Below are 24,180 nucleotides of genomic sequence, written 5' to 3' on the forward strand. Positions count from 1 at the left end.
TGATTTTTAAGCCTTAATACAGCATCTAACGATATGGCTAAATAAGAAGTGTGAATGGACACTTCTCTTTTTCCATCAATGACCTTGGATTTAGAAGGTATGTTTAAACCAATCTCACTGTATATAGGGTTGAGATATACTCGCGCTCGACGCAGTAATCATTTTATTTCTTTTATTGCATTGGTTTCGATGGTCGGTTTGACACTTGGTGTCGCTGTACTAATTACGGTACTTTCTGTAATGAACGGTTTCGACCGCGAATTAAAAAATCGTGTTTTGGGAATGGTACCGCAAGCGACAGTTTCATCGACGCAAATCCTTACGGATTGGCCTGAACTGGTTAAACGAGTTGAAAATCATCCCCACGTGACAGGAGTTGCACCTTTTACCCAATTGCAAGGTATGTTAACTGCTCAAGGGCAAGTGGCAGGTATTATGGTGACGGGTATTGATCCTAAATATGAAAAGAATGTCTCTATCATTCAAAACCATATTGTTGCCGGTAGTCTCGACTCACTTAAAAAAGGTGAATTCGGTATCGTACTTGGTAAAGACATGGCCGATTCGCTTGGCTTACGTTTAAACGATAGCGTGACATTGGTTTTACCTGAAGCGACTCCATCTCCAGCTGGTGTTGTACCTCGTTTTAAACGCTTTAAAGTGGTGGGTATTTTCAGTGTAGGTGCTGAAGTTGACTCGATGGTTGGATACATTGCTTTATATGATGCTTCAACCTTATTGCGTTTACCTGATGGCGCTCAAGGCGTTCGTCTAAAATTAGATGACATTTTTGCCGCTCCTCAAGTTGCCGATGACATTGTGAAAAATTTACCAAGCAATTTCTACGCAACCAACTGGACTTATACACATGGCAACTTATTTAATGCCATCCAAATGGAAAAAACATTAGTTGGTTTATTGCTTGTACTGATTATTGTAGTTGCTGCATTTAACATTGTTTCGTCTTTAGTTATGGTCGTGACTGACAAAAAATCAGACATTGCAATTTTACGTACTTTAGGTGCATCGCCATCTATGATTACTAAAATCTTTATGGTGCAAGGTACGGTTATTGGTGTGATCGGTACAGTTGCGGGTACGGTTTTAGGGGTTATTCTGGCACTTACGATCAGCGATATTATTTCTTGGTTTAATAATGTTCTCGGACTTAATCTGTTCGATGCCTATTTTGTACATTACTTACCTTCTTACTTAAGATGGCAAGACGTGACAATTATTGTGATTGTTTCTTTACTCTTAAGTTTCTTGGCAACTATTTATCCGGCGCTTCGTGCAGCCAAAGTTCAACCTGCCGAGGCATTGCGTTATGAGTAAAGTCGTTTTAGAAGCAAAAGATATTTATAAACATTTTGATGACGGTAAATCTAAGGTTGAAGTCATTAAAGGTCTCTCTTTGCAAGTGGAAGCAGGGCAGTTTGTATCTATTGTCGGAGCAAGTGGTTCAGGTAAAAGTACTTTGTTGCATGTACTTGGTGGCTTAGATCAGCCGACTAAAGGACAGGTATTTTTGAATGGTCAGCGCTTTGATAATTTAGGTGAAGCGGAACGTGGCTTTCAACGTAACCAATACTTAGGTTTTGTTTACCAGTTCCACCATTTATTACCTGAATTTACTGCTCTTGAAAATGTAGCAATGCCTTTAATGCTTCGAGCAGACAGTCAATATAAGTCGGTAAAGGCACAGGCTGAATATTTGCTAGATCGAGTTGGGCTATCTCATCGTATGGACCATAAACCAGGTGAACTTTCAGGTGGTGAGCGTCAACGTGTTGCACTTGCTCGTGCATTAGTGACTAAGCCTGCGGTAGTACTAGCTGATGAGCCTACGGGTAACCTAGATCGTAAAACAGCAGTAGGTATTTTCGAGTTGCTCACCGATCTTAAGAAAGAACTAAACATGGCAATGTTAATTGTGACCCATGATGAGCAATTAGCTCAGGCAGCAGATTCAATCTTGCATATGGAAGATGGGCTGTGGGTAAACGGTTCTTAAAAAATTGTCATTAAATCACATTGTTAAAGCCCACTGAGTTGGGCTTTAATTTTGCCCCTAAAATGATAATGACTAGATTTTTAAATGTTTAAGATTATTCTATTGGGGTGGATTGGCGGTATTGCATTGATGGGAATAGATTTCCCTTTAATCATGCAATATGAAAAAGTGGGCGAGGCTCTACTGTTACTTGCCTTTATTTTTTATCTTTATAAACGACCAATGTTCGTTGATCGACCATTTTTAAAGGCAGTGTTTTGCTTATTATGTACAACAAGTCTTTTTATGGTTGGTTACCACTATGCTGAAAAAGCACTGATTGAACGATTAGAACAAAGAGAAACGGATACCCGAAATCTCGACATTATTGTTTATATAAACCGTTTAAGTGAAGAAAAAGATAATAAGGTTCAACAAACTGCACAAGTTCTAAATCTTTCTAAAGAACCGGTGAATTGGTTGCTATATTTAAAAAGTAATAATCAAAATTTATTAAAGAATAATCAGAATCTTGAATTAGGTCACTATTATCGAATATCTGGAAAAACAAGACCTGCGCATAGTTATGCCACCCCAGGAGCTTTTGATCAGGAAAAGTGGTTTATTCAGCGAAATATTATGTCTGGTTTTAACGTGAGATATATTGAGCCTTTAAGTCTCGATGAAATCTATCGATTGGGCTATCAGCAACATTTAAAAGAACAACAGTCTTTTTTCAATAGTTTTCGTTTAAATATAGAAAAACTTCGCTTAACTTTTAGGCAAATATTAAACAGCTCATCTTTACAGCAAAAGGGTTTAATTTTAGCTTTGCTGACAGGTGATGAAAGTCTTTTATCAGATGAAACTCAACTACAGTTCAAACAATTAGGAATTAGTCATTTATTGGCGATCTCAGGCCCACATGTGCTCATTTTTGCCATTATGTTATCTTGGGCATGTCATCAATTTATTAGTCGTTATTATCCTCAAATTTATTTATGGAAACCGAAACAGGTTTTGATGGCTGTACCATGCTGCCTTGGTGTTTTAATTTATACTGCATTTGTAGGTTTCGAAATTCCTGCACTACGAACATTATTATCAGCATTTATATTTATTGGTTTTCTATTATTAAAACAACCTATTAAACCTTTTACATTACTCGTATATAGTGCAAGTCTACTGTTGCTAATGGACCCGTTTAGTGTGCTTTCTGCAGGTTTTTGGCTGTCTTATGGGGCATGTTTTATTTTATTAAGAATTTACCAAACTATAGCGCAGCTACCTGAGCAACATTTTTTGAGTCTGAGTTCAAAAATGATTTTTATGAGTAAGGTGTTAATTGAATCTCAAGGCAAAATATTTATTGCATTGAGTCCTTTAACCTTACTTTTCTTTCAACAAATTTCTTGGGTTGCTCCATTAACCAATATTATTGCCGTGCCTATTGTTGGGGGTGTTATTGTCCCTTTAAACATCATGGCTGCTTGCGCATGGTTTGTAATAAAACCATTTGGAAATATACTTTTTCATTTCAATGATATGTTGCTCAGCATATTGCTGAGTTGTTTGGGCTTATTAGAAAAACTCTCTTTAACATTACAAGGTATAAGCTTGACGCCACTGTCTTTATTAGCGATTAGTTGTGCCATTATTATTTTATTTTTACCTAAAGGAATTCTGCCCAAAACTTGGGGAATATTATGTTGTTTACCCTTAGTTATTATGAACAAAACGAGTCAGCAAATTCAGCTTAATATTTTAGATGTTGGCCAGGGGCAGGCTATTTTTCTACAACATCCCGAACAAAACTGGTTAATTGACACAGGCGGTTCTTACGATGAAAAAATATTTAGTATTGGACAAAATGTTGTAGTGCCTTTTCTACGTCAGCAAGGCGTAAGACAACTAGATCATGTTGTGCTATCCCATCTTGATCAAGACCATAGTGGCGCGTTTCCTCTTATTCAACAAGAGATTCCTGTAAAGCAGCTTATTTCGAATGAACAATTACCAAATGATTTAAAGCAACCATTCCAATATTGCTATCAAGGGCAAGAATGGCATTATCCTGAGTTAGATATTCAAATTTTATGGCCTAAAGAAAAAGATCTGGCTTTTGTTGCTTCTAATCAGAATCAATATTCTTGTGTTGTATATCTTCAATTTAAAAAAGTTGGTGGTTACCAAAATTTTCTTATTATGGGCGATGCAGGATGGGAAGCTGAATACGAGTTATTAAAAGATTATCCTAACTTGAAGATAGATGTGTTAGTGCTAGGGCATCATGGAAGTAAGCATAGTTCGGCTTATGATTTCTTGGCGACCTTAAAACCTAAACTGGCCATTGCATCGGCAGGGTTTGATAACCGTTATGGCCATCCTAGCCAAGAAGTTATAGCACGTTTAAAAGCTCTACATATTCCGCTAAAAAGTACTGTGGAACAAGGGACCTTAAATTTTGTATTGGAAAATCACAAAATAGTTTTACATGACCGACGTTTGGATAGGCTCTGGTTGAGTAGAGGTTTTTAAAGCTTCTGCTTTGAGCCTATCTACAATTTTAAGTGCTTCTGTCGGATCGATATTATAGATATTGTCTAAAGCAGGGTTCGCTTTAAAACGTTTATAGCTCCAGTGATAGTGTTCTGGATATTGATAAATGAGTTGCTCAATCGCTTGATGGATGACATACGTTCCATCGTCCGCAGTGCCTTCATAGATTTTCTCATCCATTGGCTCGATATGCATGGTAAAGCCATCGTTTTCATTACGGATCGCATAAAGAAACAGAGCTTTTGCTTTAGTTTTCTGGATGAGTTTTGCGCTTAAATTACTTGAAGCAAGTGGAACACCAAAATAGTTCACCATATCTCCACCCACATTAGGGGTATGATCCGGCAAAATTACTGTCGTTTCACCTTGCTTTAATGCTTTAAAAATTTGTCTTACACCGCTTTCATCGGTAGGGACGAGATTCGCTTGTTCACGGCTACGGGCTTCTCGCACAAAACGGTCTGCATCAGCATTTTTAACGGGTTTATATAAAATGGTCATTGATGTGAATTGAGCACACCATGCATTCATGACTTCCCACGTACCAAAATGTGGAACAATAAGAACTACACCTTTTTTTGCAGCCAATGCTTCATGAAAAAAATGTTCACCTTCAATACGGTGAATGCGTGAGATATTTTTACTATTTGATGAGCCCCAAATACTTAAAAACTCAAAATATGAAGTTAATTCGTTTCTTACAGCTTTTTCTGTAATCGCTATACGCTGCTGAGGTGTTAAATACGGAAGCGCAATTCTTAAGTTAAGCTCAATACTTTTTGATGTTCTAGTAATTTTTAGAGTATTTACAAGTCCTGCTAACAGACGAGCAAGAAAACGCCCAAATTGAATGGGTTGGCGGCTAAATGTTTTGAGTAATTGATAGTTCATGCTTTTTGAATCTGGTCTAGTCATCTATAGCAGTAAGTAAGGAAGAAACAACAAGTAAAAAAAGACAAAAATATTATAAATGAAATCATATTATTTAGACAGTTTTTATCAAATCAACGTATATAATGACATCATTTCGATTGATTTGGATTGGAATTTTATGTCCGATTGGCCACCAAAACCACAAAATGAACCTATAACCCCTAAACAGAACGGACCGGAATGGCAAATCCTTGAGAAAGCTGTACTGGCTTCTGTAGAAGAACAACGCCGTAGTCGTCGCTGGGGTATATTCTTTAAAACACTTACTTTTATTTATCTATTGTTCATTATCGTCTTAATGGGCAAAGGCTGTTCGACCACTAAAGATGGCTCTACAGCAAGTAGTAGCAGTGCTCACCTTGCAGTGGTTGATATTATTGGAACTATTGATGCTTCAAGCAATCAGGCTGTGAATAGTGAAGATACAAACAAAGCGCTTAAACGTGCTTTTGAGGCATCGAATAGTAAAGCAATTGCCCTTAATATTAATTCTCCTGGCGGTTCACCTGTTCAGTCAGATGAAATCTGGCAGGAAATTCGCTATTTGAAAAAAGAGCATCCTGACAAGAAAGTCTATGCGGTAATTGGCGATATGGGCGCTTCGGGTGCTTATTATATTGCTTCTGCTGCTGATGAAATTATTGTGAATCCATCAAGTTTGGTAGGTTCAATTGGTGTCATTATGCCAAACTATGGCATTACTGGTTTAGCTCAAAAACTAGGAATTGAAGACCGAACTCTTACAGCGGGGACGAATAAAGACATTTTAAGTATGACAAAACCGATTAATCCTGTACAAAGACAACATATCCAATCTGTACTCGATAATGTTCATACTCATTTTATTAATGCGGTCAAAGAAGGGCGTGGGAAACGCTTAAAATCTAATGATCCTGCTATTTTCTCTGGTCTTTTCTGGACTGGCGAGCAAGCAATTCAGTTAGGCGTAGCTGACCGTTCAGGTAACATTACAAGCTTGATGCGTGAACTGAAGCTTGATAATAAAGTTGACTACACGATTGAACGTAACCCATTACAATCCATTCTAGGGCGAATGGGATCAGAAATGGGGAAAGGTTTAAGTGAGTCGGTTGCTGAACGCTTACAAACAAGTCAGGACGCAAAACTACAATAATTTAAGCAGGATAACGGTATGTCAGTAAAACCGGTTATACACTTTGCGCATGCCAACGGCGTGCCATCTATGGTGTATCAAAAATTGTTTGATCAATTAAAAGATGAGTATGATGTAATTTATGTTCCACTCATTGGACCTGACAAACGTTATCCGATTACCAATCATTGGCCTTTTTTGGTTGATCAGGTAATTGATAGTATTGTACGTCAAGCGAAGGGGCGAAAAGTGATTGGATTGGGCCATTCACTCGGTTCAGTTTTAACTTTAATGGCTTCTTTTAGACGGCCTGAGTTGTTCTCACAAGTGATCATGTTAGATCCGCCTCTTATTTTGGGTAGATATTCTTTTGCTTTTCATATGGCAAAATTATTTAAACCCAAAATAGTTGATGATATGACACCAGCAGGTTTATCTGCGCGTCGTCGCGAGCATTGGGAATCACGTGAGCAAGCAGCTGCATTGTTACGTCCAAAAGGTTTTTATAAAGACTTTGATGAAGACTGCTTTCAAGCCTACATTGACTATGCTTTGAAAGAAGACTCGGTACGTGGCGGCGTAACGTTAACTATTTCCCGTGAGGATGAAGTTGCGATTTTCCGTAAAAATCCTTCTTGGTGGTGGTTACCTATGCCAAAACCGAAAATGCCAGTACATTTAGTTGTAGGAAAAGAGAGCGCCTTTTTAAAAAGAGGTTTTCCTCAAATGGCAAAACGTAAAATGGGGATTCCATTTAGTGTTGTTGAAGGAGGGCATATGTTCCCTCTAGAGCATCCGATTGATACAGTGAATTATATTAAGGAACTTATTCAGCGTAATTCACGCTAATAAAGCTTTCGCAAAAAAGGACATGCATGCATGTCCTTTTTTAATTGACGTTAAGCAAACTTTTACCAAGATGCAAAACGAATAGGGTGTTCAAGAATTTGATTGCGGAAATAGGCTTGTCCATTTTTCCATGTGAGCTGGCCATTACATAACCACTCTGCAACTTGAGGATAAATAAAATGCTCAAGTTTATGTACACGTTCGGCCAAGGATGCAACATTGTCATGTTCTTTTACTTCAATGGCAGATTGAGCAATTGCTTGACCAGCATCAAGTTCAGAAGTCACAAAGTGAACGGTACAGCCATGTAATCGATCCCCCGTATTTAATACACGTTGATGTGTATTAACGCCTTTATAGGCAGGTAATAATGAAGGATGGATATTAAGCATTTTACCTTGCCATTTGTCGACAAAGTTAGCAGTTAAAATACGCATAAAGCCAGCTAAAATAACCACGTCAGCTTGCCATGCGATAAGTTGCTGATGCATAGCTTCATCAAAATCTTCACGACTAGGAAAGTCTTTGTGAGAGATTACGGCTGTCGCGATATTGGCATTTTGAGCACGCTCTAGGGCATAAGCATCGGCTTTATTAGACAGTACACCTACAATTTGCCCTGATAGATTTGCATCTATCAAGGCTTGTAAGTTACTGCCGTTCCCAGAGACTAGAACAGCAATTTTCATCATTCAAAGATCACACGAATTTTTTCGTCTGCACCTTCCACTGATTCAGCATTTTCTTGGATATGTCCGATTTTCCAAGCTTTTTCACCTTGAGCATTAAGCACTTCAATTGCTTTTTCTGCATCATTTGCATCAACAGCAATGACCATACCTACACCACAGTTAAAGGTACGGTACATTTCAAAACGTTCTACATTACCTTCGCGTTGTAAAAGTTTGAATAATTCTGGCCATTCCCAAGAAGCTTCATTAATTACAGCTTGAGCACCATTTGGTAATACACGTGGTAAGTTGCCTGGTAAGCCGCCACCAGTGATGTGTGCCATCGCGTGTACATCAACTTGTTTGCAAAGTTCTAGAACTGGTTTTACATAAATACGTGTTGGCTCCATTGCTACATCTGCAAGAGGACGACCATCAATTACTTGAGTTAAGTCTACATTCTTAACATCTAAGATTTTACGTAGTAATGAATAACCATTTGAGTGAGCACCGCTTGATGCAACACCAATAAGTACATCACCAGATTTTACTTTAGAGCCATCAATAATTTTGCTTTGCTCAACTACACCTACGGCAAAACCAGCAAGATCATAATCTTCGCCTTCATACATGCCAGGCATTTCAGCTGTTTCACCACCTACAAGTGCACAACCTGCAAGTTCACAACCTTTACCGATACCAGTAACTACGTTTGCAGCTACATCGACATTTAAGTGACCAGTCGCATAATAGTCGAGGAAGAATAGTGGTTCTGCACCACAAACCAAAAGATCGTTTACACACATAGCGACAAGATCTTGGCCGATTGTGTCATGACGATTAAGGTTAAGTGCTAAACGTAATTTAGTACCTACACCGTCAGTTCCAGAAACCAAAACAGGTTCTTCGTAACCTTTAGGAATTTTGCATAGTGCACCAAAGCCACCAAGTCCGCCCATTACTTCTGGACGAGTTGTACGTTTAGCGACTGACTTGATACGATCGACCAGTGCGTCGCCCGCTTCAATGTCAACACCCGCATCTTTGTAGCTTAAACCGGTATTTGGGGTAGAAGTTGAGTTGCTCATAAATGAAGTCTCCGCATTGGCGGCAGATTATAACCTGAATATACGAAACTCTTATGTTATTTATGCTCGAAAATGCTATCTTTAATAAAAATATTTTTCCATTTATAACGATTAAATCAAAAAAGGCTAGATTTTATGCAAGATCGTATACTGCGCCGTATTTTCTTACTCGCAGGTATTGTATTGCTGGTATGGGTATTATACTTGCTCAAGCCTGTGGTCATCCCATTTATTGGTGCTTTTTTCCTGGCTTATTTATTTAGTCCACTAGTCGAAGTTCTAGTAAAAATTAAGATACCTCGCTGGTTGGCAATTAGTATTGTTTTTATTGGTATAGGTGTAACTTTAACCGTTGCATTATGGTATCTGGTACCACTGATCTGGAAACAACTTGTTTACGCTCGAGATAGTATTCCAGCAGGGATTCATTGGATTAATGCAGAGCTATTACCATGGATTTCTTCGACCTTCCATGTCCAGCAAATGGAAATTGATACCGATCAAATGTCCAAAGCTGTGATGGATTATGTTCAGACCAATTACAGTGCTGATAGTATTCAAGCAGTTTTATTAAAGCTTGCACAATCAGGACTTAATTTTATTCAAATTGGTGGAACAGTTGTTTTAATCCCAATTATTGCTTTTTACTTCTTATTAGACTGGGACCGTATGTTACAAAACTTACGTCGTCTCATTCCACGACCATATGAAGCTACGACCTTACAAATCGTCCGTGAATGTCATAGCGTGTTAGGAGCATTTGTTAAAGGTCAGTTCCTTGTTATGCTTTTGCTCGGTGTAGTTTATGCAGTAGGCTTACAATTAATTGGACTAGAGGTCGGCCTAATTATTGGTATGGTGGCAGGTCTTGCCAGTATTATTCCTTATCTAGGATTTGCAGTCGGGATTATTGCAGCGGTTATTGCAAGTTTGTTCCAATTTGGAATGGACTGGACACACTTATTACTTGTTGGCGTAGTCTTTATGATTGGGCAGGCAGTAGAGGGCTATATTCTGCAGCCATTCCTACTCGGTGATAAAATTGGTCTTTCACCTGTTGCAGTTGTATTTGCTGTTTTAGCTGGGGCTCAATTGGCTGGCTTTTTAGGAATGTTAATTGCATTACCTGTAGCGGCTGTCATTGTGGTGCTCTTAAAACACCTCAGAGAAAATTATGAACGGAGTTCATTCTATGCTCCATCTTCTACATTATTAATCCAAGAGGGTAATATTGAGCAACTTCATGTAGAAACTGAAAATACTAAACTTGATCTTGAAGTTAAAAAACAGCAAGATACAGATACCCCGAATCTTTCAGATCAGAAATAATTTCAAGGCCAATTCATTATATGCGTCAACTCCAACTGGATATAGAACCTCAACTTGATGCCCGAATCAGTGATTTTTCGGGACCAGGTTGGGGGCATGTAGTGGATGCAGTGCGACAACTACATGCGGGTCTAGTAAATAGATTTTATATCTATGGTGGCGCAGGAACAGGCAAGAGCCATTTGCTTTCAGCGATTTGTGATTCTTATTTAGAGGTCGGTAAATCTGCAATTAAAGTTTCTTTACTTGAACTTCTCGATGCTCCAATTGAGGCAATTACTTGCTTAGAGCACTATGATCTGGTGGCTTTAGATGATATTGAGTCAATCAGTGGGGTGCCTCACTGGCAAAAAGCTGTTTTTCATTTAATGAATAACCATGAAGGACAACTTGTTTTCTCTTCACGTGTTGCACCGATTGAATTAAAACTAGAGTTACCAGATTTACAATCGCGACTTACACAAGCAGTGAGTGTAAAAGTGCCGAGCGGAAGTTTATATGCTGACCGCTATGCTTTAGTCACTTCTGTAATGGCTAGACGTGGGATCCATTTTGATCAGCAGATTGTAGACTATTTACTTTTACATGGGCCTCATCAAGCTTCTGTTCTATTGCAAACCGTAGCACAATTAGAAAAACTCCTTAAAGGTGAGAAGACTAAACTTTCAAATGCAACGTTAAGACAAATCTATGCTTTAATTGATGAATATCAACAATAATAATTTTCTAGCTTCTGGACTTCTAATTTATTGGCCTAAGTAGGCCCTCCTTACTATAAAAATCATGAGCTACTTATTCTTTTAACCTTGAAAAATACTTTTAAATTTTTATAAGTAAAATTTTCATATATCAATAGATCTTTAATTGTACAAATATTTAGAAAGTTCCCTATCGAAAATGACGCTATAGACCGATCAAAACATCTTGAGAAATTCTGATTCCTGTGACAAAGTACGCACAAAGGATGCGTTTGCAAAAGTGGAAACTTTGCAATATTGACAAAGAAAAATGAAAAAAATAGGTAAGGAGAAGGGTATGCTCAAACGGAGCATTGCTTTTGCATTATTGGCTGCTGCTGGGCACGCTTATTCTGCTGATATTGAAGTTACAAGTTTAGTGGATGAAGATAAAGATGATACTGTTTGTACTTTACGAGAAGCAGTACAGTTTTTGAATTATCGTGGTTCATCTAACGCAGCTGACGTTGAAAAATATGCGAATGGTTATCATGGCTGCGGAAATAAGGACGCTTCATCAAATATTATTTTACAGCGCGATAAAGAATATACGTTAAATAGCAGAATAACGATTACAGCACCCCTTACAATTAGTACAGTAAAAAACGATTCTACATTAGTTGATACTGATCAGCCCGGTTCTCATAATGCAACCATTAAAATGGCAGGTACAGATCAGCTATTTAAAATTGATGATGGTAGCGTTGAGAAAGCATCTTTTGCTGTGACCTTAAGTGATATTAACTTACAAGGTACAGGCGCAAGCTCTAATGTATTAACAGGCGGTTTAATTTTAAACCATGAAAAACTGACTATTCAGAACTCTCGACTGATTGGTGGATATGCGAATCAAGGTGGGGCGATTTACAACCAAGGATTATTATCTAAAACAGGTCAAACAGCCGGCTTTGTAAGTATTATAAATAGTTTGATTCAAAATAATAAAGCAACCCAAGGTGGTGTCATTTATAGTGAGCAGCCTTTATATTTGGTGACCCAATCTGTAGTACGTGATAATGAAGTCTCTTCTGCAGATGGTGCCTTGTTTTATGGTGCAACAAAATTTGATGATGAAAGTACTGGTGGATACTTAAATGTACGTGCCATCGGTTTTAGTAATAGTACCTTTTTCCATAATAAAGTTGGTTTTATTGCAAACATTAAAGATGGGATGTTTGTTAATAATATTACAATGATTAAAAATGCGGCAGGTTTATTTCTTGATGCTCCACAAGGTAATGCTTCAGTTTCAAATAGTATATTAGTAGGAAATACTATTAATTGTCAGGCTAGTTCAACGGATAAAGCAATTATTCAAAGTAATCTGGTTATATCTGACTGTAATCGTAATGCTACATCAAAGCTTCCTAATATAATCTTTCCTGCAGATGAAAAATTAATTGCTGGCGATAGTGATGAAGGTATATGTGATGTAACTGCAAAAAATGGCTTGTTATGCCCATTTAATACACCAAAAGATAGTTTTCTTGGTTTCTTTAAGCCAAGGTTACTTGAGAGCTATAATACTTTAGCCGACTCTTTAATTATTAATAAAGGGCGTTTATATAGTGATGGTTCATCAGTTGGTTTAGCAAGTTGTGAGAGACTTGACCAACGTGGAAAAAATCGCAGTGGTTACGATGAATTATGTGATCTAGGGGCGATTGAATATATTTTAAATAATGAAATTGGTACAGTGGGGCAGGATATTAAATATGGACAAGTCGCAAGATTTAATATTTTAAATTCTTTAAGTGAAGCAGACTTGGTTACACCTGCCACGTGTAAGCGTTTATTCGGTGAACGTCCTGATGGTAAAGAATGGCAACCCGGCTGTTTGAAAATAAAACAAAGTACGGATACACCATTTTCTAAAGGCAGTGTAACTATAGATCAAAATGGAAATGTAATTTATACACCAAATGGTAATTGGCATGGTGCAGATATTTTTAGTATTCAAGTCGTTACAAGTGTATCGAGATTTAACGATGGTTCAGATTTCCAATATATCTCGATTCCAGCAACTGTAGTCCAGGAACCTGTATCTGGTATTGAAGATAAATCTGTGAGTACGGGTGGTGGGGGAAGTGTCGGTGGTGGATTAATTTTAGGGTTATTTGGATTAATTGCATTACGCCGTTTCAAGTCATAATCAGGGATGTGGACTATGAAAAATTATAAAAAAGCAGTATTAGCATTAGCTGTACTAGCGGCTATGCCTCTTTTTGCCGATACAGCAAATCAAAGAATCGAAGTAACAACTTTTGCAGATGAAGATGGTGAAAACCCTAATGCTTGTTCGTTAAGGGAGGCGATAAAAGTTGCTGAAACACGAAGATCTGATTACGGATGTACAGTTTATAACACTTCTAAAAGTCAGGTCATCCAGCTAAAAGCAGGAACTTATAACTTAAATAAAGAACTAGCTCCAAATGCAGATATAGCGATTTATGGATTTGGTGAAAAAGATCAAGATAAAAATTGGTCAGAGAAGAGTGTTTTAACCAATGATTATCCAGCATTACAACCGTTACAGACGAGAATTAATGCTGCTGGTAAATCACGTATCTTTAATACGGCAGTAAATAAACAACCCTTATTCCTTCAAAACATTATTTTGGAAAATGGTTCAGCTCCAGATTTTGGTGGCGCTATTTATGCAGGTGGTAATGTTACCTTATTAAATAGCCAAATTTTGAATTCACAAGCATCTAAAGGCGGTGCCATTTTCCTCGGTGGCGATAATGTTAATTTATCTGCAACTCACTCTTTGATTCAAGGTAATACTGCAACAGCAGGAAGTGTACTTTCAATGAGTTGTTGGAATGGTACAGCCTATGCAAAACGGGAAGTAACATTTACCTCTTCTAGTATTATGAATAATGGTTCAAATAGTTCCAATAATACTTTTGAGTTCTGTGGAGAGCCGAAAGCAACCTTTACAATTAATACAATTGCTCGAAATATTGCAAATACAGTCAATGGTAGCATTTTGAAATTTACTGGTGATGCTACTCCTAACGGGACACCTAATCCTTCGACCATACTTAGTTCTAACAGTAGTTTAACCTTAAAGAATAATACTATTGTTGAAAATAATGCTTATACCACGTTTTTATATGACACATTAGGAAGTAAAGAATTAAGATTTAACTTAATTGGTTATAATTCTGGAATTTATGCGTGTCATTATTTTATAGGACCGGCCACTGATTTAAAAAATGCTGGTTTCATACTATCCTTTAATGCATTAAATTTAACGAATGATGCTGGAAAATGTGATTTGCCGGCGGAAGCTCTTACATCTACGCATCGAACGGTTGATATAGCGGGACAGGCTTTTAATTTATTGCTTGAACCTTTACATTCATCTGCCCCAGAAACTGGCTTTTTACCAATTTACTATCCAAAGAATAATATTGGTGGTAAGAATTTAGTAGATGTAGACCCAGAAGGTAGAGATACATGTACTTCTATAGATCAACGAGGCCTATCACGACTTGCTGATAGTAAGCTCTACTATCAACCAAATAACCGTAATAGTTGTGATATTGGTTCAATTGAACTAATGAAACTGACTGCTGGTGATATAAAAGGTTTAGGGAATACTTCCCTTACAGATCTACTTGCAAAATATCAATCCCAATATGATACGGTTCAGAAAAATATATTAAATCCAGATTATGCATATTTATTAAATGTATTAAAAATCGATTCTGCAAATTATAAAAATCTTTTTGATCAAACCAAAGCAAATGCAAAATACAGAGCTATCTATATAGATTTGAAAGCTAATGGCTTACCTTTGCCGAATGAAGATAGTAACCATTTATTAAAGTTCTTTAATGCTACTGATTATAATATTAACCTTGAAGTTGTTGGCACAGGATTGATTGATGATAAAACTACAAGCATTAAAAAAGACGATGGATTGTTTTGTGAATGGAACCCTGCTCTCCAACAAATAATCTTCTATCGTTCAGATGATATTATTACCCAAGCTGGTGATTACAACTATTGTAAATATACAATTAGTAGTAAGGATGGAATTACGCAAACATCTGGTTTATTAGAAGCTCGATTTGATAATATTCCACCAGTAGCTGGTGAGGGTACTGTAACTTTTAAATATTTAGCAAATGAGATCATTCCTTTAAATCTATTACAATTTGCGAATGATGAAGGGGATGGACCTACTAATACTCTTAAGACAAAATCGAATAAATCTCAATTTTGGGTAAATGATCAAGGTGTGGAGTTACCAATTTATATACCAAATAAAACTTCAACGGATGGTATTTTTAAGGTAGTTAAAGCAGATCGTGAAGGCCCATGTCCTAAAGAAGATAGTGGTAATATCTGTTATGGTGGTAATATTTATATTCAAGCTAGTAATGTATTTAATACCTTCAACGATACCTTAACTTATTATGTATATGATGCTGATGGTAAAATCTCAAATGAGGGTACTATTAAGTTGGTAAGTACAGCAACCACAACTGATGATTCACGTGGTGGTGGAGGTGGTGGAAGTATTGGAATCCTTTCTATCGTATCACTACTAAGTTTAATTGCTTATAGACGTTATCGTAAGTGATGAGAAAAATAAAAAAGCCTCCACTAGGAGGCTTTTTTATTTGTTAGTAACTTTTTATTTTTAAAAAAGATAAATGTTAAATACGGTTTTTAGTGCTCTAAATATTTATTTATATATTCTTCACGTATAGCAGTTCTTTCATCAGCACTTGCTTTGAGCATGCGTTGACGTAAATCATTACGTTCTTGTGTACTCATTTTTTGCCAGGCTTCACGCATTTTTTGCTTTTCTGCATCTGGAAGCTGGTTAAACCAATCCATGCGTTGTTGCAAGTTAGCACTTTGGTTGGATGGTAATTCCTTTAAGCTTTGATAACGTTTAATTACAGCTCGTTGCTCTTCTTCAGATAGAGCATTCCAAGTATCATCTACTTGCGTATTGGCATCTTTCGAAAAAATCCAGAAACGTTCGAAACCTGCAAAACTTGTTTGCAAGAAACTTAATGAACAAAGGATAAGTGCTAACTTTTTAGCTACCATGTTGAACTTTATCCTCACCCAACACCATGAGCATTTCTAAATCTTCTACCATTTGTGGCGATAATTTAGGATTTACAACAACTTGATTTTGTGGCTTATCAAGCATATCTACTGAATTTGGTAAAATAACAAAACCAGTAATCGCTGCTGCAAGTGCAAAACCACTCATTTTCCAGACACTATAATAAGAGGCTGGTTTTTGCTGGATATGGTCAAGCACATGATTCATCACCACTGTTTTATTTTTATGGTGATGGGCCAAACTATCGAGTTTGGATGTCACCTTTTTAGTGAAATCATCATGATTCATTGGAACCTCCCATGGGATTTAAATGCGCTAAATACTCTCTAAGTCCCTGAATTGCTCGATGATAATGGGTTTTTACACTACCTTCGGTACAGTTCATAATTTGCGCTGTAGTATGGGTATCAAAACCTTCCCACGCACGTAACATAAAAGCTTGTTGTTGACGAACAGGTAGTTTTGCAATCGCTTCCTGGATCTCTTCTATGGTCACTGCTTGATCTAGAAAATCTGCTGGATTGATTGCTTTTTCATCGACAATATCAATGATTTCTTCATCATCATTGTCTAGACTAACTTTTTTGAAGAATGAAAATGGGTTTGCACGACGTGCTTCTTTGCGGCGCCAATCCTGAAGTTTATTATTTAGAATAGTATAAAATAGGGGATACCATTCTTCAGTACTTCGATCGGCGTAAGACTTGTGTAAAGCAATAAATGCTTCTTGAACCAAGTCCATAGCAATGCCTTGTTGACCTTGGGTAGCACTTTCCATCATCACTAAAGCACGACCAGTAACATCTTGCATGAAAACCTTTAGGCGTTGCTCAGCCGTGCTGGCATGAGCACTAGATGCTTCCGATCGAGACTTTTTCGGTGCTAAATCCATGGAGATGGAAAATCCTGTCATTGGACGTACCCACCTTATCTTCAATATATCTCTTATATAACGTTGAAAAGAGGTGGGAGGTTGACAACAATCGGCTATTTTTTAGTAGTGTAAATGATTTTTTTCACAAATATGAGCGATGTAAAATAAATTAACGTTTTATTGGCGTTGGCGAACCATTTCAAAAAAACAAATTGATCCTGCAATTGCTACATTTAATGACTCTTGACCACCTGGCTGCGGTATAGTCACTGATTGTGCATGTTCTAAAGCATAATCACTTGCACCTTGTCCTTCATTGCCTAAAATCCAAACACATGGTTTTGAAAGGTCTTTTGAATAAAGACTAGTCGAACGATGAGAGCTCGTAACGAAAACAGGAATATCGAATTTAGGAAGAATATCGGTCAATTGAAAGTTTTCAAAACAAGACAGGCTAAAATGTGCCCCCATACCTGCTCTTAAAACTCGTGGAGACCAAAGTGAGGCAGAGCCCTGTGTGCAAATAATCTGTTTTATATTTGCTGCTGCCGCTGAACGTAACAATGTACCTACGTTACCCGGATCTTGTACATTTTCTAGAATTAACGTATCTACGCTATAGTCAATGGTTGATGCAGTTTTCGGTAAATCGATAATAGCCAAGCAAGGAAGAGTATTACCTAAAGTACTTAAGTCTTTATATAAAACTTCGCTAATAATAAAGACATGACCTTGGTGAAGTTCAATGATTTTCTTTAAATCGGGATGTTCTAAGGCTTGTTCAGTCGTAAACAATGAAAAGAGTTTTTTCTGTTGTTGTAGCCAAGCTAGACAAAGGTGGGTACCTTCAAGAACTGTTTGTTGATGCTTTTTTCGGGCGCTATTGAGTTCAATTAAACCACGCAAATGTTTAATTTTTGCATTGTCTTTTGATTCTAAAAAAATAACCGCCATAAGGGAATATCCAAAAGGGCGTCATCATACTATGACGCCCTGTGTAATTTAAATTATTAATGATAGCTTGTTACGCGTTCAACTTCATTCTTAGAACCGATAATCACAGGAACACGTTGATGAAGTTCTGTAGGTTCAATCTCTAGAATGCGTACACGGCCAGTAGTTGATGCGCCGCCTGCTTGTTCAATGAGCATACTCATTGGGTTAGCTTCATACATTAAACGTAAACGACCAGCTTTTTTCGGGTCTTTCAAGTCATATGGATAAAGGAAAATACCGCCACGGCATAAAATACGGTGAACATCACCCACCATACATGCGACCCAACGCATATTGAAGTCTTTTTCACGTATAGATGTTTTACCTGCAAGTAACTCTTCAATATATTGTTTTACTGGTTGTTCCCAATGGCGTTGGTTAGATGCATTAATAGCAAATTCTTGAGTATCTGCTGATACTTGAACATTCTCTGTAGTAAGTAAGAATGTTTGAGTTTCTGGGTCTAACGTAAAGAAAGCTACACCGTTTCCAACTGTTAAAGCCATCATAGTTGATGGGCCATATAACACATAGCCAGCAGCAACTTGTTGAGTACCTGCCTGCATGAAATCTTGTGCTTGTGTAACCGCATTTTTGGCAGGAAGAATCGAGAAGATTGTTCCGACACACATGTTGATATCAATGTTGCTTGAACCATCTAATGGATCAAATAGAACCAAGTATTCGCCGTTTTCTTGTGCTGGTGTAAAATCATCAAGTTCTTCAGATGCAAGACCACCGACGTGAGGATGGACTTTTAAAGCATCGATTAAATAGTCATTAGAAATCACATCAAGTTTTTTCTGTGTTTCACCTTGAACATTTTCGTTACCTGCGCTACCCAAAATTCCAGCCAAGGCACCTTTTTGTAAGGCTTGATCAATGGTTTTACAAGTCGCAGCAATTGTGTCGATGACTTGAGCCAACTCAGGTGTAAGATTCCCTTTTTCTTGTTGTAAAAATTGGGACAATGTGAGGTTGGACATAAAAAAACGCTCCTGTGCGCAAGCATCAAAATGAGTCAGATAAATACGTGGCATATTCTAGATGAGAATGCCGAAAAATAAAAATTATCTTACTTTATTTGTGTTGCATTTATGCTTACAAGCCCCATTTTACGTGGTATGTTGTTTGCATAACAAAGGAATGTAGATTTAGGAGAATCGAAATGACAACTAAGAAGTTTGATGCGACCCCAACAGCAGGTGAACCAATCAATTTAGAAGAAATTTCGAAAGAAAGTGTTCAGGAAGCTTGGAAAGATTATGAGGCAAAACCTGAATATAAAGCTTTTAATAAGCATGATTTGATTGAGTCAATGCAACATTCAGAAGAAGAGCAAAACAAATCTTCTTAAAGTAAGAATGTAAAAATAAACGCCCATATGTGGGCGTTTATTTTTTGGATGTTTTATTTTAATAGAGGAGGAACCGCTTCATAGTTAATTTCAACGCGGCGGTTTTCTTTCCAAGCTGATTCATCATGGCCAGGATTAACAGGCGCTTCTTTACCATAACTTACAGCTTCAAGTTGTTGAGGGTTTACACCACTGGTAATGAGGTAATTCTGAACTGCTTTTGCACGACGCTCACCCAAGGCCATGTTGTATTCGCGTGTACCGCGCTCGTCTGTATGACCAGTTAATGCAACTTTTGAATTTGCATTTGCCATGAGGAACTGAGCATGAGCTTGAAGTGTTTGGTAATCTTCAGTAGATAAATCACTACTGTCATAATCGAAGTGAACGACGCGTTTCGCTAGGGCAGCCTTGTTTGCCTCAGTTACACCTTTTGAAGAGGCACCTGCTAGATTTTGAGCATTTAATGCAGCATCTTCACTTAAGCCTGTCGTATTTACTGTGCTTGGGTTAGTTGTACCTGTAGTTGCCGTTGTTGCTGGCTTACGACTTGCGCAACCTGTCATGACAAGTGCTGCACTAAGTAGAGGAAAGGCCAAATATTTAATTGATTTCATCATCATCTCCATCAATGGAATAAAAAGTTATTTAGGTGCCCAGGCTGGTTCACGTACTTCACCTTGCTCACTCGGTAAATTCATACGGAAACGACCATCAGTGGACATGATAGACAGTAAACCACGGTTCCCTTCACGAGTTGCATAAACCACCATTTGCCCATTTGGTGAGAAACTTGGTGATTCATCTAAACTGGTTGGGGTAAGAATATTGACAATGCCTGTATTAATATCTTGGATCGCAACTTTATAGTTACTACCACTTGGTCGATGCACGAGTGCAATTTTTTTACCATCTGCACTTAAAGTGCCACGAGCATTAAATGACCCTTTAAATGTTAAGCGTTTTACTGAGCCATTCCCAAAATCATAGCGATAAATTTGAGGAGAGCCTCCACGGTCAGATGTAAAAATAAAAGCTTTTCCATCTGGTGTGTAACGCGCTTCAGTATCAATTCCCGAGTCATTTGTCATGCGTTTGACTTGGCGAGTTGATAAATCCATTTGATAAATTTCAGGGTTACCATTCATCGATGCTGTAAATAGCATTGATTTGCCATCTGGTGAAAAGCTTGGTGCACCATTTAAGCCTTTAAAACTCGTAAGTACTTCACGTGTTCCAGTAGAGAGATCTTGTAAATAAATGGCTGGACGTTTAGTTTCAAAAGAAACATAAGCAATTTTTTTAGCGTCAGGAGTCCATGCCGGAGACAAAATCGGGTCACGTGAAGAGAGAACAGTTTTTGGTTGTTCACCATCTGTATCGGCGATTTGTAAGGTGTAACGTTCAGCAGGAGTGGCAGGATTACGTAATACATAAGCGATACGACCACTAAAATCACCTGGAATTCCGGTTAAGGCCTGATAAATAGCGTCACTTACCATATGTCCTGCTTGACGTATGCGTGAAGCAGGAACATTTAACAACTCATTCAGAAGATATTGCTGTTTTTGTACATCATAAAGTTGGTAATGGACTTCAAACCCGTCAGCTGTTTGCTTAATTTGTCCAGTAACAACATAAGGAATACCCGCAGCTTGCCAATCAGATGCTTGAATCTGGTTAATAGCAGCATTTGCAGGTAAGTTTTTTGATGAACTTGTGAAACGTCCTGAGCGGTTCAAGTCAGTTTCAACAATAGGATAAAGTCCATTGTCGTTATTAAAAGGCACAATAGCGATTTTAGGTGCCTGATCAGGTGCTTTTGCAATCTCTAAATGTAATTGAGCAAAGGCAGCTGTTGGTGCAAGAGGACTTAATGCTGTAAGTAGCGTTAAGGCTAGAAGGTGTTTGCGGCTCGTTTTCATAGGTTTAAAGTCATTGAAGGTATTTTTTGTGACTGGTGATTTTGTAGCATAGTTACATGCTTCAAACTATTTAAAGCATGTAACTCTTACAAAATTATTGTGCTCTGAAAGTAGAGGTAACGCTTCGCGCTTCTCGTCTTGCATCAGGATCCGATGGCATTGGGTAGGGAGCAGATGCCTGAATTGCAGCTTTAATACTTGCATCCAATGCATCATCTCCACTTGACCGTGTAATAACAATCGAGCTAACACTACCTGAGTCAGACAGGGTAAATCTAACGCTAACAGTTTTACCACTGCTACCTGTAGGAACATCCCAAGCACGACGAATTTTCTGCTCAAAATCACGTTTAGCCGAAGATGCAATTTTTTTAGCTTCACCTTTTTTCTGGGCAGCTTCTTCTTGAGCTTTTTTAGCAGATGCAGCTTTTTCTTCGGCCTCAATTTCGGCTTTACGTCTAGCATCTTCTGCTGCTTTTTGTTGTTTGGCTTTTGCATCAGCCTCAGCTTTACGTTTAGCGTCTTCTGCTGCTTTTTGCTGTTTAGCTTTCGCATCGGCCTCAGCTTTGCGTTTAGCATCTTCAGCCGCTTTTTGCTGTTTAGCTTTCGCATCGGCCTCAGCTTTGCGCTTAGCATCTTCAGCTGCTTTTTGCTGCTTGGCTTTTGCATCAGCCTCAGCTTTACGTTTAGCATCTTCAGCTGCTTTTTGCTGTTTAGCTTTCGCATCGGCCTCGGCTTTACGTTTCGCGTTATCAGCTGCTTGTTGCTTAGCCTTAGCATCTGATTCAGCTTTACGTTTGGCGTCTTCGGCAGCTTTTTGCTGTTTGGCTTTAGCATCTGCTTCGGCTTTTCGTTTAGCTTCTTGTTGTGCTTGAAGTTTAGCGTTTTCAGCTTTTTGAGCTTCACGTTTTAGTCTTGCTTCAGTCTCAGCTTTACGTTTAGCTTCCTCAGTTGCTTTTTGTCTAGCTTTCGCATCGGCCTCAGCTTTTGCATTTTGTTCGGCTTTTCGTTTTTGTTCAGCTTCAGCTCTCGCTTTAGCCTCCGCTTGACGCTTAGCTTCAGCCTGTTGCTTTTGTGCTTCCTCTAAACGTTGTTGCTCTGCAGCTTGCTTTACTTTAGCAGCTTCTTCAGCTTTACGCTTTTTCTCAGCTAATTTTGCTTGTTGTGCCTGCTCAGCTTTCTGCTTTTGAGCAGCAAGTTGTTGTGCTGTTGGAGGAGGAGGGGCGGCTGGAAGATTTTGAGGAAGAGTTTCATCCACAATCGGGCTTAGAACTTCTTCAGCCTGATTTTCTGCTACGGTTGGTTGCTCAACTTCTTTTGCCAAAGGTGGTGGTAAATCTTCTGGTTTAACTAAAACAGTGGTCAGCTTTTTTGGTTGTTCAGGTGGTTTACTCAAGCCTAAAAAAAGCAAGCCAACAATGGCAATTGCATGAACTCCAAGGGTGAAGCTCAATGCTATTGCATTTTGTTTAAAAGGAGGCTTTTGATTTTTATTCATAGCTTATTTTAAAGGCTCTGTCAGAAGGCCAACTTGAGTTAAACCTGCTTCTTGTAAACTTGCCATCAATGATACGACTTCTCCATAAGGGCGAGTCTTATCACCATTCACTAAAACTGTAAGTTGTTTATTTTCCTGCTCAGCTTGTTTTTGTGCTTCACTTAAAACAGACTCAAGTTTTTCAAGAGAAAGTGGCTCATTATCTTTGTAATCTTCATATTGAAGATAAATATTGCCATCTTTACCAATCGTGACCATGGCTGGCATATCTTTTGATTCAATTGGATGATTATTTGCCTGAGGTAAATCGACTTTAATACCACTGGTAATCATGGGAGCAGTCACCATGAAAATCACTAAAAGTACCAGCATTACATCGATATAAGGCACGACGTTCATGTCACTTTTTAATGGTTTTTTTATGCGCTCAAAGCGCCCTGAACGTTGAATGGCCATTATGCATCTTCCTGTGATGAACCCACAGATTGACGTTGCAATAAAGCAATCATCTCTTCGGCAAATAATGCACGATCAGAGTAGACACTTTCGCTTTTAGCTGTAAAGTGGTTAAAAGCCAATACCGCAGGAATTGCAGCAAATAGACCAATTGCAGTTGCAATAAGGGCCTCGGCAATACCTGGCGCAACTGTCGCTAACGTCACTTGGTCAACAGCAGCCAAACCAATAAAAGCATTCATGATTCCCCAAACAGTACCGAATAAACCGATATATGGGGCAACCGAACCGATACTTGCTAAAGTACCTAAACCATATTCCAAGCTACCCTGATCACGACTTAAACCGACACGTAAAATACGTTCTGTTCCTTCGATCATTTGTGAGGTAGGAGCTTGGCGTTTTTTGAGTTTAAAAAACTCACTCAATCCTTGATAAAAGATATCTTCAAGGCCTGAGCGTTTTGAATTGAGTTGAGCATTGTTATAAAGCGTATTGAGTTCAGCACCAGACCAGAACATTTTTTGGAAATGTTCATCATCTTGGCGTGCTTTTTTATAACTCATATGTAACTTGGCAATCAGGTACCAACTAAAAATTGATGCTAACAATAAAATCAGCATGACCAACTGGACGACTGGACTTGCTTGTAAAATAAGGTCAGAAATATGCAGGGTTGATTCAATGTTTGTTGCCATAGTTA

General features: G+C 38.1%; 23 protein-coding genes. 10 read left to right on the forward strand and 13 right to left on the reverse strand.

Annotated features, from left to right (window positions below; genetic code table 11):
- Window positions 1-99 precede the first annotated feature (99 nt).
- The 3 genes from RFX69_RS14075 to RFX69_RS14085 all read left to right on the forward strand — a co-directional run bounded on the left by RFX69_RS14075 (window position 100) and on the right by RFX69_RS14085 (window position 4,531).
- Window positions 100-1,335 carry a lipoprotein-releasing ABC transporter permease subunit gene (locus RFX69_RS14075; protein WP_001984636.1) on the forward strand — a complete coding sequence of 412 codons (1,236 nt, stop codon included), beginning with the start codon at window positions 100-102 and terminating at the stop codon, window positions 1,333-1,335.
- Window positions 1,328-2,014: a lipoprotein-releasing ABC transporter ATP-binding protein LolD gene (gene lolD, locus RFX69_RS14080; protein ID WP_000049406.1), complete on the forward strand. Its 687-nt coding sequence runs from the start codon at window positions 1,328-1,330 to the stop codon at window positions 2,012-2,014. The genes RFX69_RS14075 and lolD overlap by 8 nt, the downstream gene beginning before the upstream one ends.
- An 84-nt stretch (window positions 2,015-2,098) precedes the next feature.
- Entirely contained in the window at window positions 2,099-4,531 is a 2,433-nt protein-coding gene (locus tag RFX69_RS14085) for a DNA internalization-related competence protein ComEC/Rec2 (protein WP_289332549.1), read from the forward strand.
- Here the strand turns inward: RFX69_RS14085 and RFX69_RS14090 are convergent.
- Window positions 4,484-5,467: a lysophospholipid acyltransferase family protein gene (locus tag RFX69_RS14090; protein WP_001984639.1), complete on the reverse strand. Its 984-nt coding sequence runs from the start codon at window positions 5,465-5,467 to the stop codon at window positions 4,484-4,486. The two genes, RFX69_RS14085 and RFX69_RS14090, sit on opposite strands and share 48 nt — an antisense overlap.
- A 136-nt stretch (window positions 5,468-5,603) precedes the next feature.
- On the opposite strand from RFX69_RS14090, the gene sppA reads away from it, so the two are divergent.
- Window positions 5,604-6,620 carry a signal peptide peptidase SppA gene (gene sppA / locus RFX69_RS14095; RefSeq protein ID WP_001286612.1) on the forward strand — a complete coding sequence of 339 codons (1,017 nt, stop codon included), beginning with the start codon at window positions 5,604-5,606 and terminating at the stop codon, window positions 6,618-6,620.
- Between the two features lie 18 nt (window positions 6,621-6,638).
- Window positions 6,639-7,448 carry an alpha/beta fold hydrolase gene (locus RFX69_RS14100; protein WP_000114072.1) on the forward strand — a complete coding sequence of 270 codons (810 nt, stop codon included), beginning with the start codon at window positions 6,639-6,641 and terminating at the stop codon, window positions 7,446-7,448.
- Between the two features lie 62 nt (window positions 7,449-7,510).
- Here the strand turns inward: RFX69_RS14100 and purN are convergent, their stop codons facing one another.
- On the reverse strand, window positions 7,511-8,140 hold the full coding sequence (gene purN, locus RFX69_RS14105) for a phosphoribosylglycinamide formyltransferase (RefSeq protein ID WP_000975534.1): 630 nt from the start codon (window positions 8,138-8,140) through the stop codon (window positions 7,511-7,513).
- Window positions 8,137-9,207, reverse strand: a complete 1,071-nt coding sequence (purM, locus tag RFX69_RS14110; RefSeq protein ID WP_000071984.1) for a phosphoribosylformylglycinamidine cyclo-ligase — start codon at window positions 9,205-9,207, stop codon at window positions 8,137-8,139. The genes purN and purM overlap by 4 nt, the downstream gene beginning before the upstream one ends.
- Before the next feature lie 135 nt (window positions 9,208-9,342).
- Between purM and cxpE the strand changes: the two genes are divergently transcribed.
- From cxpE to RFX69_RS14130, 4 genes are all read left to right on the forward strand, one after another.
- Entirely contained in the window at window positions 9,343-10,536 is a 1,194-nt protein-coding gene (gene cxpE, locus RFX69_RS14115) for a chloramphenicol efflux transporter CxpE (RefSeq protein WP_001153980.1), read from the forward strand.
- Window positions 10,537-10,556: 20 nt separating this feature from the next.
- Window positions 10,557-11,255, forward strand: a complete 699-nt coding sequence (hda, locus tag RFX69_RS14120) for a DnaA regulatory inactivator Hda (protein ID WP_001249536.1) — start codon at window positions 10,557-10,559, stop codon at window positions 11,253-11,255.
- 316 nt (window positions 11,256-11,571) lie between these two features.
- Complete coding sequence (rbtA, locus tag RFX69_RS14125; protein WP_289332548.1) at window positions 11,572-13,425, forward strand: rhombotarget A; 1,854 nt, start codon at window positions 11,572-11,574, stop codon at window positions 13,423-13,425.
- Window positions 13,426-13,440: 15 nt separating this feature from the next.
- Window positions 13,441-15,870: a CSLREA domain-containing protein gene (locus RFX69_RS14130; RefSeq protein ID WP_005109590.1), complete on the forward strand. Its 2,430-nt coding sequence runs from the start codon at window positions 13,441-13,443 to the stop codon at window positions 15,868-15,870.
- Between the two features lie 89 nt (window positions 15,871-15,959).
- Here the strand turns inward: RFX69_RS14130 and RFX69_RS14135 are convergent, their stop codons facing one another.
- The 5 genes from RFX69_RS14135 to RFX69_RS14155 form a co-directional block, all read right to left on the reverse strand.
- Entirely contained in the window at window positions 15,960-16,349 is a 390-nt protein-coding gene (locus RFX69_RS14135; RefSeq protein WP_000225917.1) for a DUF3106 domain-containing protein, read from the reverse strand.
- Complete coding sequence (locus tag RFX69_RS14140) at window positions 16,339-16,659, reverse strand: hypothetical protein (protein WP_005128113.1); 321 nt, start codon at window positions 16,657-16,659, stop codon at window positions 16,339-16,341. The genes RFX69_RS14135 and RFX69_RS14140 overlap by 11 nt, the downstream gene beginning before the upstream one ends.
- A complete protein-coding gene (locus tag RFX69_RS14145) occupies window positions 16,649-17,263 on the reverse strand; it encodes an RNA polymerase sigma factor (RefSeq protein WP_000362312.1) in 615 nt (204 codons plus the stop codon). The genes RFX69_RS14140 and RFX69_RS14145 overlap by 11 nt, the downstream gene beginning before the upstream one ends.
- A 159-nt stretch (window positions 17,264-17,422) precedes the next feature.
- Window positions 17,423-18,199 carry an RNA methyltransferase gene (locus RFX69_RS14150; protein ID WP_000268346.1) on the reverse strand — a complete coding sequence of 259 codons (777 nt, stop codon included), beginning with the start codon at window positions 18,197-18,199 and terminating at the stop codon, window positions 17,423-17,425.
- A 56-nt stretch (window positions 18,200-18,255) separates the two neighbouring features.
- Window positions 18,256-19,227, reverse strand: a complete 972-nt coding sequence (locus RFX69_RS14155) for a class 1 fructose-bisphosphatase (RefSeq protein ID WP_031987381.1) — start codon at window positions 19,225-19,227, stop codon at window positions 18,256-18,258.
- 182 nt (window positions 19,228-19,409) lie between these two features.
- Here RFX69_RS14155 and RFX69_RS14160 point away from each other — a divergent pair, with 182 nt between their 5' ends.
- Complete coding sequence (locus tag RFX69_RS14160; RefSeq protein ID WP_000208542.1) at window positions 19,410-19,598, forward strand: NF038105 family protein; 189 nt, start codon at window positions 19,410-19,412, stop codon at window positions 19,596-19,598.
- Between the two features lie 53 nt (window positions 19,599-19,651).
- On the opposite strand, the gene pal is transcribed toward RFX69_RS14160, so the two are convergent.
- The 5 genes from pal to tolQ form a co-directional block, all read right to left on the reverse strand.
- Entirely contained in the window at window positions 19,652-20,215 is a 564-nt protein-coding gene (gene pal, locus RFX69_RS14165; protein ID WP_000836015.1) for a peptidoglycan-associated lipoprotein Pal, read from the reverse strand.
- 27 nt (window positions 20,216-20,242) lie between these two features.
- Window positions 20,243-21,523, reverse strand: coding sequence for a Tol-Pal system beta propeller repeat protein TolB (gene tolB / locus RFX69_RS14170; protein ID WP_000858386.1), 1,281 nt, complete (start codon window positions 21,521-21,523; stop codon window positions 20,243-20,245).
- Between the two features lie 94 nt (window positions 21,524-21,617).
- Window positions 21,618-23,021, reverse strand: coding sequence for a cell envelope integrity protein TolA (gene tolA / locus RFX69_RS14175; RefSeq protein WP_057066233.1), 1,404 nt, complete (start codon window positions 23,019-23,021; stop codon window positions 21,618-21,620).
- Window positions 23,022-23,024: 3 nt separating this feature from the next.
- Window positions 23,025-23,477 (reverse strand): protein TolR, encoded by a 453-nt coding sequence (gene tolR, locus RFX69_RS14180; RefSeq protein WP_001007562.1) that lies wholly within the window; start codon window positions 23,475-23,477, stop codon window positions 23,025-23,027.
- The gene (tolQ, locus tag RFX69_RS14185) at window positions 23,477-24,175 is read right to left on the reverse strand and encodes a protein TolQ (RefSeq protein WP_000224630.1); all 699 of its coding nucleotides are present in this window, start codon (window positions 24,173-24,175) and stop codon (window positions 23,477-23,479) included. Before tolQ ends, tolR begins: the two co-directional genes overlap by 1 nt.
- Window positions 24,176-24,180 lie beyond the last annotated feature (5 nt).

It is taken from the genome of Acinetobacter sp. 148, from assembly GCF_031196675.1.
Taxonomy (GTDB): domain Bacteria; phylum Pseudomonadota; class Gammaproteobacteria; order Pseudomonadales; family Moraxellaceae; genus Acinetobacter; species Acinetobacter baumannii.

What these genes read in the sequence shown, in the direction of transcription:
- RFX69_RS14075 (WP_001984636.1), top strand. Translation starts at nt 100, where the DNA reads ATGTTTAAACCAATCTCACTGTATATAGGGTTGAGATATACTCGCGCT.
- lolD (WP_000049406.1), top strand. Translation starts at nt 1,328, where the DNA reads ATGAGTAAAGTCGTTTTAGAAGCAAAAGATATTTATAAACATTTTGAT.
- RFX69_RS14085 (WP_289332549.1), top strand. Translation starts at nt 2,099, where the DNA reads ATGTTTAAGATTATTCTATTGGGGTGGATTGGCGGTATTGCATTGATG.
- RFX69_RS14090 (WP_001984639.1), bottom strand. Translation starts at nt 5,467, where the DNA reads ATGACTAGACCAGATTCAAAAAGCATGAACTATCAATTACTCAAAACA.
- sppA (WP_001286612.1), top strand. Translation starts at nt 5,604, where the DNA reads ATGTCCGATTGGCCACCAAAACCACAAAATGAACCTATAACCCCTAAA.
- RFX69_RS14100 (WP_000114072.1), top strand. Translation starts at nt 6,639, where the DNA reads ATGTCAGTAAAACCGGTTATACACTTTGCGCATGCCAACGGCGTGCCA.
- purN (WP_000975534.1), bottom strand. Translation starts at nt 8,140, where the DNA reads ATGATGAAAATTGCTGTTCTAGTCTCTGGGAACGGCAGTAACTTACAA.
- purM (WP_000071984.1), bottom strand. Translation starts at nt 9,207, where the DNA reads ATGAGCAACTCAACTTCTACCCCAAATACCGGTTTAAGCTACAAAGAT.
- cxpE (WP_001153980.1), top strand. Translation starts at nt 9,343, where the DNA reads ATGCAAGATCGTATACTGCGCCGTATTTTCTTACTCGCAGGTATTGTA.
- hda (WP_001249536.1), top strand. Translation starts at nt 10,557, where the DNA reads ATGCGTCAACTCCAACTGGATATAGAACCTCAACTTGATGCCCGAATC.
- rbtA (WP_289332548.1), top strand. Translation starts at nt 11,572, where the DNA reads ATGCTCAAACGGAGCATTGCTTTTGCATTATTGGCTGCTGCTGGGCAC.
- RFX69_RS14130 (WP_005109590.1), top strand. Translation starts at nt 13,441, where the DNA reads ATGAAAAATTATAAAAAAGCAGTATTAGCATTAGCTGTACTAGCGGCT.
- RFX69_RS14135 (WP_000225917.1), bottom strand. Translation starts at nt 16,349, where the DNA reads ATGGTAGCTAAAAAGTTAGCACTTATCCTTTGTTCATTAAGTTTCTTG.
- RFX69_RS14140 (WP_005128113.1), bottom strand. Translation starts at nt 16,659, where the DNA reads ATGAATCATGATGATTTCACTAAAAAGGTGACATCCAAACTCGATAGT.
- RFX69_RS14145 (WP_000362312.1), bottom strand. Translation starts at nt 17,263, where the DNA reads ATGGATTTAGCACCGAAAAAGTCTCGATCGGAAGCATCTAGTGCTCAT.
- RFX69_RS14150 (WP_000268346.1), bottom strand. Translation starts at nt 18,199, where the DNA reads ATGGCGGTTATTTTTTTAGAATCAAAAGACAATGCAAAAATTAAACAT.
- RFX69_RS14155 (WP_031987381.1), bottom strand. Translation starts at nt 19,227, where the DNA reads ATGTCCAACCTCACATTGTCCCAATTTTTACAACAAGAAAAAGGGAAT.
- RFX69_RS14160 (WP_000208542.1), top strand. Translation starts at nt 19,410, where the DNA reads ATGACAACTAAGAAGTTTGATGCGACCCCAACAGCAGGTGAACCAATC.
- pal (WP_000836015.1), bottom strand. Translation starts at nt 20,215, where the DNA reads ATGAAATCAATTAAATATTTGGCCTTTCCTCTACTTAGTGCAGCACTT.
- tolB (WP_000858386.1), bottom strand. Translation starts at nt 21,523, where the DNA reads ATGAAAACGAGCCGCAAACACCTTCTAGCCTTAACGCTACTTACAGCA.
- tolA (WP_057066233.1), bottom strand. Translation starts at nt 23,021, where the DNA reads ATGAATAAAAATCAAAAGCCTCCTTTTAAACAAAATGCAATAGCATTG.
- tolR (WP_001007562.1), bottom strand. Translation starts at nt 23,477, where the DNA reads ATGGCCATTCAACGTTCAGGGCGCTTTGAGCGCATAAAAAAACCATTA.
- tolQ (WP_000224630.1), bottom strand. Translation starts at nt 24,175, where the DNA reads ATGGCAACAAACATTGAATCAACCCTGCATATTTCTGACCTTATTTTA.